We start from the raw sequence: 13,874 nt of genomic DNA on the forward strand, positions 1-13,874 counted from the left end.
CACGCACGTTGGCTAAAAAACAAACCCGAATAACAGAGAATCATGTTTTCTGAAAGATGTTAAGATATCTCAGAATTAGCAATTTTGCGATCATAGATCGGATTGAAATTGAATTTCAGGAAGGCCTGAATGTTCTGACCGGGGAAACCGGCGCGGGCAAATCGATTTTGATCGGGGCGCTCGGTTTGATCCTTGGGGCAAGAGGAGGCGCGGATCTGATAAGAACAGGCGCGGATGAAGCTGCAGTAGAGGCTATTTTTGAAGTTTCAGATGTTGGTTCTATTGATCCTGATTTCAGATCAATATTCGAAGGTTCCGGTGAACTCATAATATCTCGCAGAATCAACCAGAGCGGGAGGTCAAAGTGTTTCACGAACGGGAATCTTACTACCATTTCTATGCTTGAAAGGATTGGAAAAAATCTGGTAACGGTATTCGGTCAGCACGAAAGTCATATTTTACTGGATCCGGAGGAACATATTGAAATACTGGACCGATCCGCCAATCTTCAAGCTCAGCGAAAAAAGTTGGAAAAGCTTTTCCATGTTGTTCGCAAGTCTTCAGATGAGGTTCGCGCCTCAAAAACTAGACTTCATGGGCTTGAAACCCGAGCCTCTGAAAATAAGTCCATGGCGATGGAACTTGGCAAAGCGAATCTGAAGCTTGGAGAAGAGGAAGAACTGGCGGAAGAGCGTGAGATCCTTAAAAAGGCTTCTCAAATTCGGGAGAAATCCTATGACGCTTACCAGAAGCTCTACTCAAAATCAGGCGCCGTGATCTCAAATCTCTCTGAAATTAAAAAATCGCTTGCGGCGCTTGTCGTTTTGAACCCAAAAACAAATAAGATTGTTGAAAACTTCACTGGAGCTATGTATCAGCTCGAAGACGTCGCTCTCGAGTTAAGAAATATTTCAGAAAACACTAATGATAATCCTGCAAGACTTGAAGAAATTGAAGAGCGTTTAAGTCGTTTGAAGACTTTGAAGAAAAAATATGGCGGAGATGACGAGCATCTCATGCAGCGGCTTCAATCAGTATCAAACGAAGTATCCGCTATCTTAAACGCTGAGAAAGACTTCAAGGATTGTCAAAAACGTTTTGAATCAGCGGAAAAAGATTTCCTGATTGAAGCCCAAACACTATCAAAGCGGAGGCGCCAAGCGGCAATTATTTTAGAAACCTCAATGAAGAAAGAACTCTCTGATCTTGCGATGCGGGATGCAGTATTTTCTGTGAACTTCAACGAGAGATCTCGAGAGGTCTCCGGAGCCAAGGGTCTTGAAACAATTGAGTTCTTCCTTGCGGCCAACCCAGGGGAATCAGCCAGACCTCTTGCGAAGATTGCGTCAGGCGGAGAGCTTTCACGAGTCATGTTAGCGTTGAAAACTTTGGAGATTGACTCTGCCGGACAGGCCTCCACTCTGGTTTTTGACGAGGTTGACGCCGGTATTGGGGGACATACGGCGGTCGCCGTGGCTGACAGGCTAGCTCAAGTGGCAAGACGACAACAAACGATTTGTATCACACATTTGCATCAAATTGCGGCTAAAGCTGACCATCACTTGGCCGTACGAAAATTTGTGAAGGAAGGTAGGACTTCGATCGAAGCCAATGCTTTACACCGGGAGGAACGTATTTCGGAATTGGCCAGGATGCTGGGAGCGTCCGAAGATTCGGCGCCTGTTCGTGAACATGTTAGAAACCTGGTAAAGAAGACCAAGGAAAGGTCCTAAGTTGATAAGAAAAGCTGTCCTGACGGATGTAAAAAAAGTTCATGCTCTTATTTCTGAACAGGCAAAAGGCGGTCACTTGCTCGCACGCGCCATTGCCGACATATATTCTCAAATTAGGGATTTCTCGGTCGCTGTCGATGACGAAACTGGTGAAATCATCGGTTGTGGAGCCCTACGAATAGTTTGGGAAGATCTTGCTGAAGTTCGCTCGGTGGCGGTCAAGAGGAAACGTCAGGGTAAAGGTGTCGGGCGAAATCTTATTGATACTCTGGTACAAGAATCTTGCGAACTCGGAATAAAAAAAGTTTTTGTGTTAACCTATCGTGTTAGCCTCTTTGAAAAAATGGGGTTTGTTCTGATGGACAAGAGTCTTTTACCTCATAAGATATGGGCAGATTGCGTAAAGTGTCCAAAGTTTCCGGAATGTGACGAGGTTGCGATGGTGAGGGACTCGAACCAGCGCTCTGAACAATCTGACAGTTGAGGAGTAGATGAAAGTAGGATTAATTTTTCAAATTTACAAGTTCTCGAAATGCTTTTTGTCTGTCGGCCTGTTCGTGGTGTTGGGTCTCCTGTTCACCTTTTGGTTGACCGGTTGCGGAGCCATTAATCCGGGCAAGTGGAAAGGTGTGGAAAAAACATCATCTGACGAGTATTACTACCTAGTCAAGGATGTTTTTCTCTCTCCAGGGTCTGCATATTCGGCGAAAGACAATTTTGATCACAACGTCAATGATTCCGTGAACCTTTATTTCACGCCAAGGAATGAAACGAATCAGTACACGGCGGAAACGATATGGTACGACCCCTCGGACCAGGAATTCAGGAAGATTAGAGCCACCTACGACACCAAACAAGAGAGCAAACAGGGCATAAACCGCAGCAGCCATGGCACCACGCGAGTTCAGTCAATTCCCACCATGCAGCTTTACAATCATAAACCCGGTCTCTGGAAAGTTGAGTTGTACCTTGAGGGTAAGCTGGCGCGTCGCCTTACATTTACCGTGAGGTAAGGTAACTTCTTGCTGAAACGTCACATCGAATACAGGGTTTCATGGAACTTAGCCACACTACGCTCCTATTGCGTCAACTTCATTGACTTGCTAAAATATCTATAAAGTCAAAATCGGAGGTCAGGTGATAAGATCTCGTAAAATCTACAGTATCCTGATCATTGCAGCTATAATAGCTCTGATACCTTCATTGTCGTTCCCTGTTAAACTTTATGCGCCCGATTACCTGTGGAAAAGGGGCGTGGCGGAAAAGACCGATCCGATCGCGATTGCGGATACACATCTTGGAATTCCTTACCGGGATGACGGGGCTTTGGATGATCAAGGTCGTTTCACTACGTTTGGTCGGCCGGATCATTTTTTTGACAGTCCAGGCCTTAATTGCAGCGGTTTGGTCCTTTCAGTATGCAGGTTTATATTCGATAAAAACTGGACCTTGACCGAAGCGACAAGGGACAGGCATGGAAATAGCGGTCAGGGAGCCGCCTTGGGGAAAGATTGGGATTTTGGTTTTGATCTCATATTAAACCTCAGTGACGGCGTCGAACGTAGGGTCATCATGCCTGACGGGCGGGCAGTAAACCTTGACACTGCAGATGGCATGAACCTCAGGGGATTTCGACTTGACGACAGAAACAGTTGGACCCAGGTCATAAATCAAATGAGGCCGGGATATGCGTATTTCGGAGATATCAGCAAACCTGCCCATCAGCCTGGTTACAAAGTGATTCATTACCATGTTGTGATCGCCATACCGGATGGAAAGGGCGCTATTTGGCTTTATCACGCCACGCAACGAAGCAATGTTCACAAAATTGATATCAATTCTTCTCAGGGCTTGGCCAAATTCATGGGGCAGTTTCGCGGGACGAGGGGCGACTACAAAGACATTCTATTTGTTGAAGCCAAGCTACCCGATCTTACCGTAGCGTCCGAGGATTCATCTAACCGTCAAGACGGGGCGCCCCCTAGTCCGGAGTCTATGAAATCCTCTCCTGTGGATGCGCTACCAGGGCTCCCCCCCGGAGCGTCTCATGAAAAATCAACACCATCTGTTCTTCAAAATGAAACGCAAGGGGAAACTCCAGCTCCTGGGAACTCATTGCAAAACCAAAGCGTTGACGCTTCCCACAACGAAAAAGAAGATCATAAACAAGTCGTTGGTCCTCAACTCGAATTGACCCACCTTGCAGGCAAAGTATTCAACAAAATTCCTGACATCGTTACGCATATTCCCAAGTTCTCGGATGACACAAAGTCGGCTGTCACGTTTATTTTTCAGAACAGGACTGACAACCCCAGGTTGGTTAACATTTTATTGAAAACTCCCTCAGGAGAACGTGATTATAAGGGTTCTATACCTTCTTCAAGCACTGACTTCGAAGTAGTTTTTCCACGGGATTTCGGAACATCCGGCACAATAGAAGCCACTCAAGGGGAATACGTAGAAGAAGTTACAGTAGACGGCAAGCCATGGTTGGCTAATGTCTTTCAAATAGCCAAACCTCGTGAGGCTGAACCTAAAATACTTAACGTAAAGGTCCCAAAAGAGGTCCAGGCAGGTAAATCTTTTGTGTTAAGTGTGACGGTTCAAAATAAGGGAGCTGAATCCGACTACGGTGGCATAACAGTGTCCTCCCCTGACCCTCAAGGTCTTCGGATAGTTTCGTGCAAACCTGGAAGAGTATTTCCCTCCGGCAGTACCGTCCTGTCGATCACTTCCGACAAGATTCGCACGAAAGTCCCGATGGCTGAGCAATGGATCGAGCTTTGGGGAGAAAACAAGACGTACGAGATGCAGGTCGGGGTACAGGCAGGCAGACCTGGAACCTACCCTTTGTATGTCAGATGCGCTCTGAGGGGGGTAAATGTTAAGAGCAGCGTAATACTTATGGATCCACCTTCGGGTCAAACCGTTGATCAACAAGGGTTTCCTGTTCAAGTATACATGATTAATGTTCGATAAGTTCGGTCTGAGAGTTTTCCTGTCTTTCTCTAAGCTCACATGGAGAGTGTGATGATTGGTAAAATTAAATTATTAACATTGTCGCTTCTGGGCTTGTTAATCATGAGCACAGTAGCCGCATACGCCGCCCCCAAAGAAGAGCCCTGGTCTGAAATCGAAGCGCGGACAAAGTTCCTGAGAACCAAACATTATATCGAGGTTGTTCGAGTTCAATCAGATGTTTTTAGAAGCGCCAAAGCAAAAGGTGGTCAGGATGTTCCAGGGCCCTTTCCTGTGCACGTAATTTTACCTGAGAATTATGAAATGGATTTAAACAGGCGTTACGGAGTTGTCTACCTTCTTGGCGGAAAATCAGGATGGGACAACGGTCCTGAACTCGGGGGCGCAACTTATTGGTCCGTTTGGTGCAAGACTCCATTGACGATGGATAACCTCAAGTCCGGCACTTTGAACAAAGCCAGCTTTCAGGACAATATTAATGACCGAGAGTTACAGACATTTAATCAATGGCTTCGGGATAAGCCCTATGAGGATGTCATTGTGGTTTCAGTCTGGAACCCCGGTGGAGGGGCTACCGCGAATTATGAAAAATACCTTATAGACGAGGTTATCCCTTTCATTGACGCTAATTACAGGACTGTGCCGGATCGCAGGTTCAGGGGAATTGACGGCGCTTGCGCAGGAGCAGCCCAAGCGATAATGATCTCAGCAAGACGACCGGACATATTCGGTTATGCCGGTGGGCAACAGACAGACCTTGGGAGTTATCCTATGACCCCCGACGTGTGGAGAAACAATGTGGCCCGAATCAAGAAGGCGGGTGGAATCGCTTACAACATAAACACCAATGTCAAAGATGGATGTAATTCCTACAGCAATCGTGGTCGACTCTATGAACTCGTACAGGATATGAAATCAGCGGGATTCCCTGTTGATGTACATGTATTCGAAAGTTGCGGGCACGGGTATTGCGCATATCGCTATCCTAATGGACATCAGGCTCTCTATTGGTTTTCCAGACAGTTTTCCAAAAATTTTAAGGCCCTCGGTATTAATCAGAACATCAAGCCTGTTCTGGCTTCTGATAAGAGCAAATTCAAGAAAGCCGCACAAGAGACGACACATAAACCATCCAGCGGAAATTCAGGGGTGTTGCCAGGTTATTGGTAGTGAATTCAGAAACTTATTTCTCACGCTATTTTTGGATCATCGCGTCACTTACTGTTTTCGCGACAGTTTGCGCTAGTTGTTCGGACAAAAAACCCGAAGGAAAAGGGGTAAACAAGCATTCGATCATTAATGGAGATTCCGGAAAAACCTCGAGGGAATTATCCACACGCTTTGGGGGATCTTCTCCTTCAGAAACCGACCATGGGGCGAATGAGATTTCAGGGTCAGGAGCGCAAATCGAAGTTGAAAAGATATTGAGAAAAACAGAGCCGATTTTATCTTGCAAAGCTCCTAGTGAATTTCTATTTCTGAACTCACGAAACGTTCCGAATGCGGTAGTGGTTGTTACTCTTCCTCTGGATTACTCGTCGCGGACAGACAAGTCATATCCACTGGTGATTGCCTTTGGGGGGGCCGGAGAATGCTCTCGTCCTCCTCGCGAGGGGGCGATGGCATGGCTGGGTTATTACAGGATGGATGATGCTATCCACGCTTTGACCAGCAATCACCTGAAAGCCCCAGACTTCAAAGGCCTTGTCTCTGAGCAAAGGCTGGTAGAATTTAATCAAAAGCTCAAGAGACACCCTTTTTCCGGTGTTATAGTCGCCTGTCCGTATTCACCGCTGATTACAACTTTACCGGAGTTCGAAAACACCGGCTACGAGGATTTCGTAATGAAGGAACTCCTGCCACTCTTGAAACACCGGTACAGGGTAGCAAGGGGATTGGTAGGAGTTGATGGAGTTTCGATGGGTGGAGCGAGATCCATGCTTTTCGGTCTAAAATATCCAGAAGCGTTCTCATCTATAGGCTCTATCCAAGGAGCGTTTGGTCCTTTTCTAGACACATATCGCGGACTGATTCGAAAGAACAAGAATAAACTGAAAAATCACTCTATTCAATTGATTACTAGCGACGGGGACAGCATGGCTCCATCCGTAGATAAGATGAAAGCTTTGCTAAACGATGAAGGAATTCCCGTCACCTACATGAAATTAACAGGACCTCATGACTACATTTTCAACCAGGGGCCCGGATCAATAGCCCTATTGATGTTTCATAACCTACCCCTTCGACAAACAACAGGCGGTCCAAAAAAATGATTGGTCAACTTTCAAATCCATGAAATTGAAAAAACCTGAAGAGCTGATCAATGAAGCGTTGAGGCTGGGGATGTTCTCCGCTGCGGCTCTTATAGTGTCCGTCCGGGATCAAATAGTCCATAACGGGTATTATGGGGTCCTATCAAATGATGTAGATCATCCAGTCACACAAAACACCCTGTTCGATCTTGCGTCATTGACCAAGATAATCGCGACGACACCATCATGGTTTTTCTTGAGCGCCAAAGATCCGAATATTCTTGACGCGCCAATGACAAAGTGGTTTCCAGAAATCCCTGATAATAAAGCTCAAATAACTCCCCGTTTCTTACTTGCGCACTCTTCCGGGCTGCCGGCCTGGAAACCGTATTACCTCATGACGCCGGTCACCGAACCTAAGGCATTCATTAGAGAAAAGATCTTCAGGGAGCCCCTCGTTTATGCGCCTGGAAAAGGATGTATATATTCCGACCTGGGTTTCATGCTCCTCTCTTTTATAGTGGAAGTTGAAACAGGTCATACTCTTGATTTGTTCGTGAAGGAATTCATATATGAGGCGTTGGGGCTTCATCATGATCTCATGTTCAAACCTTTTGACTTTTCGGACAGAATCGTTCGGACTCGCTCTGGTGATTCGCCTGGACTCGTCAACGACTTGAACGCTCGCGCACTAGGAGGTGTTTCAGGTCATGCAGGGTTGTTCGGAACTGCCCGAGGGGTTACAGAGATGGCCCAACAGGTTTTGCTCGGTCTTAAATCGAAAGAAGCTTTTTTTGACAATTCCACAGTCTCAGAGTTCTGCTCGCTCGCCGGGTTCCATCCAGCGTCATCCCGCGGCTTGGGCTTTGACACCAATCTCGAGACAGCAGCGTCTTGCGGTAACAAATTTAGTCCACGGAGTGTAGGCCATACAGGATTTACCGGAACATCACTCTGGATCGACCCTGAAAAAGAGCTTGTTGTCACGTTTCTGACAAACAGGGTCTACATGGGGGAATCTGACTTCCGGATCAAGGACTTCAGACCACTGCTTCATGACGCTGTTATAGAAGAAATGTAATCTGACGGGAAGACTGAAGACTCATCCGGTCAATACTAATAAACCATTACGTACCAAATGATGGGGGCTATCAATATTCGATAATAGGCATAAGGAGCCAGGCTCCATCTCTGCACTAACGCGATGAAGGTTTTTATCGCCGCAGCGGCGACTATGAAGGAAACCAGAAAGCCAATCGTGAAAAACGGTATGTCAGATATTTCCAAGAGTTTCCAGCTCTTCAACAAATCATATCCTGTGGCGGCTACCATTACGGGAACTGCGGCGAGGAAAGAATATTCGGTTGCCACCTTCCGATCCAGTCCTGACAGTAGCCCTCCAACTATTGTGGAAGCTGACCGCGACATTCCGGGCCACAAAGCGAAACACTGAAAGCAACCAATCATCAACGCCTGGAAATAACTGAGTTCATCCAGACTCGAGGTCCTGGCTTGAGGTTTGTATTTCTCAGCCAAGAGTATAGCGATTCCCCCTACGCCGAGCGCAAGGGCCACAGTCATCGGTCCGAACAGATAGGCTCTAATTACGTGTCTTGCAAGATACCCTGCCACCAGAGCGGGCAAAGTAGTCAACGCAAGCAACAGGAGCCCTTGATACCCTTTGAATCCATTTTTTTTGCCCAGCCTAAATCCATCTGGGATAAGCCCGACGAATCTTTGCCAGTAAAGGACCATGACGGCGAGTATAGCGCCTAACTGTATGAAAATTTCAAAGGAGGCGGCCTTTTCTCCGGTAAAGTTTAGAAGGTCCCCTGCTATTATTAAATGCCCTGTCGAGGAAACAGGCAAGAACTCGGTAAGACCTTCCACTATTCCCAGAATAACCGCTATCCAATATTCGTGACTCAACTTGCCGCCTCCTTGCACTGATCAATCATTTATCAAATTGATTAACACTGATCCGGACGAGGCCATATTAGTGTATTACGGCCCCGGCCGGCCTGGATCGCACCCGCCATTTGGAAAGGTTATCACAAGGATATTTGAGTATTCTCCGAATTTCTATTTGGCGTCCAGTAATTCGACGTCAAAGATCAGAGTTGCGTTAGGAGGGATGACACCCCCTGCTCCAGCAGCGCCATATCCAAGCTCCGGCGGGATGGTCAATTTAGCTCGACTGCCGACTGTCAACAACGCAACCCCTTCGTCCCATCCTTTAATTACCTGTCCTGCGCCCAGATTAAATGTAAAAGGTTGACCACGATCGCGTGAACTGTCGAACTTTTTCCCGTTAATTAACGTTCCTGTATAATGTACGGTCACATTCTGACCCGACTTGGCCTTCGGACCCGTGCCCTGCTTGAGTATCTCGACTTTGAGGCCTGATGGAGTAGTGACTGATTGGGCTGCGCCAACTGCGGTCACCAAAAGAAAGGGCACAATTGATAGGAAAAGAATTAAAGCCGTGTGAATTTTATTTTCCAACATAGGTCTCCTTTTTATTATATTATCAGTCTTTCTTTTATCAGTTGGGAGTTTTTGTGTCCAGAGATGCTAATTAACATTGATTCTGAAAATAAGTTGGTTTTGGCTTCTTCTTCTCCTCGGAGGAAAGAGCTGCTTAAATCCATTAAGGTTCCCTTTGTCGTAGTTCCCGCCGAAATAGATGAACTGGCTCGGGATGGTGAAGAACCAGAAGCTCATGTTCAGAGACTGGCTCACGAAAAAGCTTCTGAAATATCAAAAAAATATCGGGACTCATGGGTTTTAGGGGCAGACACGATTGTGGTTATAGATGGCCGGATTCTGGGGAAGCCGCACGATCGGGCTGAAGCAGTGAAAATGCTTTCAATCCTTTCAGGAAGAACTCACATTGTGTTTACCGGTTACGCTATAATCAACTCATGTTATCCCGAAATGAAAATCGTCTCGTACGCTCGCAGTGAAGTATTTATACGAACTTTGTCAAAAGCGGAGATTCAGGGTTACGTCCTGACAGGAGAACCCATGGATAAGGCTGGCGCTTATGCCATACAGGATGTGGGAGCTGCGATTGTTGAAAGAGTCTATGGTTCTTATACGAATGTTGTCGGCTTACCTCTTTGTGAAGTAGCCCGGGACTTCAAAAAACTCGGGATATTCGATTTCTTGGGAGTTGATTAGATTGATAGCTGAGAATCTTGACGAGTTACGCAAAAAGATTGTTATTGCGGCGGCGCAAGTGGGCCGTGATCCAAGATCCGTGAGGATAGTGGCCGCGGCAAAGACGCAAAGTCGGAAAACGGTAGAGGAAGCCGTAGGGCTGGGAATTCCAATCATCGGCCACAATTATGTCCAGGAAGCAATCAGGGAACGTCCGTCAGCCGACTGTGGGGCCTTTGAATATCATATGATTGGCCATCTGCAGAGAAACAAAGCTAAAAAGGCGGCTGAAATCTTTGACGTGATACAGACAGTCGATGACCTTGAAACAGCTCAGGCCCTTAACCAGGGGGCTGGAGACCTCGGCAAAACACTCGGGGTAATGATCCAGATTAACCTGTCAGGAGAACCTCAAAAATCTGGGATTCCGGAAACCAAAGCGTCACCCCTGATTGGTCTCGTTCAATCCCTACCAAACCTACGATTATTGGGGTTAATGACCATGCCCCCATTTTTTGACAACCCGGATGCGGCCATGCCCTTTTTTCGCAGACTACGTGAGTTGCGGGACGATCTGATAAGTAAGAGTGTTCTGAATCCGGGTTCTAAAGAACTTTCTATGGGCATGACGGGCGATTTTGAGGTCGCGATTAAAGAAGGCTCGACCGTCGTAAGAATTGGGACTGCGCTTTTTGGCCCAAGAGCCTAATGAGGGGCGTTTACTGCAAAGTTATCTTTCGCAAAAGCTACTCTTTCTGAAATGTTTTTCAAGTCCTTATGGTATCGTTCCGCAAGTTCCAATCTTGGAAGCAGGCCACTATCATTGGCGACCTGGATATTTAGCCCAGGGCGAGCGTTCAATTCCAATATTAGAGGACCTCTTGATTTGTCGAGGACAATATCCACGCCTAGATAACCCAATTCGGTCAATTCATACCACTTCGCTGAAAGTTCAAGTAGGTCGTCCCACCACGGAATGATTAACCCAGTGACTGGGTTACCTGTATCGGGATGTTCCGTAACAATGTTGTTCTTCCATACCCCCCTAAGGGTGGTTCCTGTCTTCATGCAGATGCCTACGCCTATCGCTCCTTGATGCAGGTTAGCTTTTCCGTCGGACTCTTTCGTAGGAAGACGAATCATTGCCATCACGGGGATCCCAAACATAACGACTATGCGGATATCCGGCACACCTTCGTAACTGATTTTTTCAAAAACTGGGTCGAACTCCACCCTGTATTCAGCTAAAACCTCGTCTGGTTGACCGCCAAGGCTGTAAAGACCACTTAACGAGTTAAGAACGTGGTGTTTCAACTCCTCCAAGGATAGCGGATCGCCGTTTTGTCTTCGAAAAGCGCCGTTGTCCTCCCTTGAAACTATCAGAATCCCCTCTCCCCCGCTGCCGTGGGCGGGTTTAATAACAAAATCAGAACACTCTTTCAGCGCATCGGGTAGATCACGGACCTGACCGGCAGCTTCTACCAGAGCGTAGAGTTCCGGCACGGGGATAGCGTTGGCCTGGGCGAGTCTTTTAGTCCGCAATTTATCATCAACTAGCGGGTAAAAACGTCTAGGGTTGTATTTCAGTGTAAAATTGGCGTTCCTCCCATTAATTCCCAAAACGCCCTTATCTTTGAGTCCCCTAAATATGTTCAGCATGTCTTTCTCAGCCTCTTGCCAAGGCTTTGAATCTGTATAGATCCGTTATTCGGTAACCCGCGTATCTTCCCAGTAGCAAAGTAGCGGCTAGCAGGACCAATAGCAGTTCTGGAAACACAAAAAATATATGCTCAAGAAACTTGTTATTCATGACAACAAATGCAAGGGCTGCGGTAAAAATGCTTCCGAGTCCTGACAGAAGAGATTCCGAGGCTCCTCTCTCTTCCCAGACTATAGACATCCTTTCAATGGTCATTGTGAGAATGACCAAAGGAAATAAGGCAAGAGACAATCCCCGATGAATACCAAGACTGTGGGTTAGAATGCTCAACGCCACAATCAGCAAAACAACCACAATAAGAACAGCCGCTAATCGTGGTACCACGAGCAACTTCAGTCTTTCCAGGTAGAATCTGGTGATGAGACCAAGAGCCACCACCACGGCAAACATAAGAACCCCCCAGGCCAATCCTGTTTCGCGAAAGGCCAGTGCTATCAGTACCGGCATGAATGTCCCAAAAGTTTTTATCCCGACTATGTTGCGCAGAATGACCAGCAGAAAGGCTCCAATTGGAATTGTGAGTAGGATACGAAACACGGCCTGAGTATTTACCGGTAGAGAAAATAGTGAGAATCTAAGTAAAAGAGGCTTGGAAATTTCTCCTCGAAAGGCTATCGACGCAATTCCTTCATCGACCTTCGGGCTCACAGACACCGTTACGTTAAGTTTGGATCCCCCTTGAACCTTAACCAGGGAACCTTCTCCACGCCACCACGGCAACCAGTCCACGGGTACGGGAGATTTCCCGGTCGTAGGATCAAAGGTCAGCCATCTTTGGCCATTGTGCACTTCAACCCAGTGCAATAAGTTAACTTTCTTTGAAAAATCCAATTTATCGTCGTCTAGGTGTATTCCATGGACGACTCTTGCAGCTATGCCGGATTGGGCGAGTATTCGAACCGCGAGGTCCGCTTTGTTTCGCTGCGCGGTTTTTTGTCCGAGAAGCAACTTCACGTTATCGTCAGGATTAGATGAATTAAGCCTTCGGAGAAGTTCCATGACAAAGCTCGGAGTGTCTGCCGACTTCGGTTTGATCTTGCTGATCAAAGAATCGACCGCTGCAAGTTTGGCCCCTTTGAAATCAGGATTCGTAATGTCCGCCGGCTTTGCTTCATTCTTGGGCCTCTTAGCGCTTGTCATACGAACGGTTGCCCTGTAATAAAGATTCTGAGCGCCATCAGCCTTGCGTGTGGACCATACCGCTGAGCGGTTGACATCCTCCGTGGATGAATTGAGCCCGTAATTGGTTGAAATAAAATGTTCATCGGTGAAAGCGAACCGGCCACTATTTAAAGGGAGAAACATCGTGACCTTCACAGGACCGCCTTCAGCGTCAAAGCGTATGCGAGCGTCCACGTTCCACACTTGGACCTTGGTTTTAGGCGTCAAAGGAAAACCCAGATAATAGGCCTTGTAGGAAAAGACTCCGAGCCCCACTATTGTCAAACTAATAGCTAACAAATATAGCCGGGCTTTGTTCACTGCCTCATTTCTCCCGACATTCCGGTTCAACAGTGTATTCGGCCGAGGGGTCCGGTATCAATCTGCCAGCCATGAAACTGCGTCCGATGAGAAGAGGATACTTAAAACGACTGCGGTCGATAAGGTTGACGTCCGTCGAAGCATAATGGTTCCCAATACAGATGCCCATTTTGACCACAAAACGTCTTTGAGGAGGCCCCTGGTGGCGTTTAATCTCAGCCACACCCAACAGTTTACGCTCAAAAGGAAATCTTTTCCCTGATTTGTCAACGGCGCTAAATCGAACCCATTCCTGGCCATCTTGATCAAATTTTTCGATGTCAACGGCGTTAATTGACGTAGTAGCCGCTCCAGTGTCCAATTTTGCATCGAACGCCAGACCGCCCGGGTAAATAAGAGCTTTTTCGATCCAACCAACGGTTTGTTTATCCTGCCCGTAGACATAAGCAGGCGCCATGATGAGCAGTAAGCCAATCATCGCGTTGCGAAGTAAAATCATTCTAACTCCTTGTAGGGCAGGACGCTTCGCGGCCGTTGCCCCTATAT

General features: G+C 47.0%; 14 protein-coding genes. 9 read left to right on the forward strand and 5 right to left on the reverse strand.

Annotated features, from left to right (window positions below):
* Positions 1-56: 56 nt before the first annotated feature.
* The 7 genes from recN to WC647_00950 all read left to right on the forward strand — a co-directional run bounded on the left by recN (position 57) and on the right by WC647_00950 (position 8,045).
* Positions 57-1,733 carry a DNA repair protein RecN gene (gene recN, locus WC647_00920; GenBank protein ID MFA6220853.1) on the forward strand — a complete coding sequence of 559 codons (1,677 nt, stop codon included), beginning with the start codon at positions 57-59 and terminating at the stop codon, positions 1,731-1,733.
* Position 1,734: 1 nt separating this feature from the next.
* Positions 1,735-2,217, forward strand: coding sequence for an N-acetyltransferase (locus WC647_00925; GenBank protein MFA6220854.1), 483 nt, complete (start codon positions 1,735-1,737; stop codon positions 2,215-2,217).
* Positions 2,218-2,224: 7 nt separating this feature from the next.
* Complete coding sequence (locus WC647_00930) at positions 2,225-2,746, forward strand: hypothetical protein (GenBank protein MFA6220855.1); 522 nt, start codon at positions 2,225-2,227, stop codon at positions 2,744-2,746.
* A gap of 124 nt (positions 2,747-2,870) precedes the next feature.
* A complete protein-coding gene (locus tag WC647_00935; GenBank protein ID MFA6220856.1) occupies positions 2,871-4,712 on the forward strand; it encodes a hypothetical protein in 1,842 nt (613 codons plus the stop codon).
* Positions 4,713-4,763: 51 nt separating this feature from the next.
* Entirely contained in the window at positions 4,764-5,882 is a 1,119-nt protein-coding gene (locus WC647_00940) for an alpha/beta hydrolase-fold protein (protein MFA6220857.1), read from the forward strand.
* The gene (locus WC647_00945) at positions 5,882-6,985 is read left to right on the forward strand and encodes an alpha/beta hydrolase-fold protein (protein ID MFA6220858.1); all 1,104 of its coding nucleotides are present in this window, start codon (positions 5,882-5,884) and stop codon (positions 6,983-6,985) included. Before WC647_00940 ends, WC647_00945 begins: the two co-directional genes overlap by 1 nt.
* 19 nt (positions 6,986-7,004) lie before the next feature.
* The gene (locus WC647_00950) at positions 7,005-8,045 is read left to right on the forward strand and encodes a serine hydrolase domain-containing protein (GenBank protein ID MFA6220859.1); all 1,041 of its coding nucleotides are present in this window, start codon (positions 7,005-7,007) and stop codon (positions 8,043-8,045) included.
* A gap of 35 nt (positions 8,046-8,080) precedes the next feature.
* On the opposite strand, the gene WC647_00955 is transcribed toward WC647_00950, so the two are convergent.
* A complete protein-coding gene (locus WC647_00955; GenBank protein MFA6220860.1) occupies positions 8,081-8,893 on the reverse strand; it encodes an undecaprenyl-diphosphate phosphatase in 813 nt (270 codons plus the stop codon).
* Positions 8,894-9,046: 153 nt separating this feature from the next.
* Positions 9,047-9,472 (reverse strand): FKBP-type peptidyl-prolyl cis-trans isomerase, encoded by a 426-nt coding sequence (locus WC647_00960; GenBank protein ID MFA6220861.1) that lies wholly within the window; start codon positions 9,470-9,472, stop codon positions 9,047-9,049.
* Positions 9,473-9,535: 63 nt separating this feature from the next.
* Here WC647_00960 and WC647_00965 point away from each other — a divergent pair, with 63 nt between their 5' ends.
* Together WC647_00965 and WC647_00970 are read left to right on the forward strand one after the other, a co-directional pair.
* Positions 9,536-10,147 (forward strand): Maf family protein, encoded by a 612-nt coding sequence (locus tag WC647_00965; GenBank protein ID MFA6220862.1) that lies wholly within the window; start codon positions 9,536-9,538, stop codon positions 10,145-10,147.
* 1 nt (position 10,148) lies between these two features.
* Positions 10,149-10,835 (forward strand): YggS family pyridoxal phosphate-dependent enzyme, encoded by a 687-nt coding sequence (locus WC647_00970; GenBank protein MFA6220863.1) that lies wholly within the window; start codon positions 10,149-10,151, stop codon positions 10,833-10,835.
* Here WC647_00970 and WC647_00975 read toward each other — a convergent pair.
* From WC647_00975 to WC647_00985, 3 genes are read right to left on the reverse strand one after another with little or no spacing between them, the layout of a single operon-like run.
* Entirely contained in the window at positions 10,832-11,785 is a 954-nt protein-coding gene (locus tag WC647_00975) for an alpha-L-glutamate ligase-like protein (protein ID MFA6220864.1), read from the reverse strand. The two genes, WC647_00970 and WC647_00975, sit on opposite strands and share 4 nt — an antisense overlap.
* 7 nt (positions 11,786-11,792) lie before the next feature.
* Positions 11,793-13,328, reverse strand: coding sequence for a UUP1 family membrane protein (locus WC647_00980; protein MFA6220865.1), 1,536 nt, complete (start codon positions 13,326-13,328; stop codon positions 11,793-11,795).
* A gap of 4 nt (positions 13,329-13,332) precedes the next feature.
* Positions 13,333-13,827, reverse strand: coding sequence for a RimK/LysX family protein (locus tag WC647_00985; GenBank protein ID MFA6220866.1), 495 nt, complete (start codon positions 13,825-13,827; stop codon positions 13,333-13,335).
* Between the last annotated feature and the right edge of the window lie 47 nt (positions 13,828-13,874).

Source organism: Desulfomonilaceae bacterium (genome assembly GCA_041662605.1).
Lineage (GTDB): Bacteria > Desulfobacterota > Desulfomonilia > Desulfomonilales > Desulfomonilaceae > CAJBEZ01.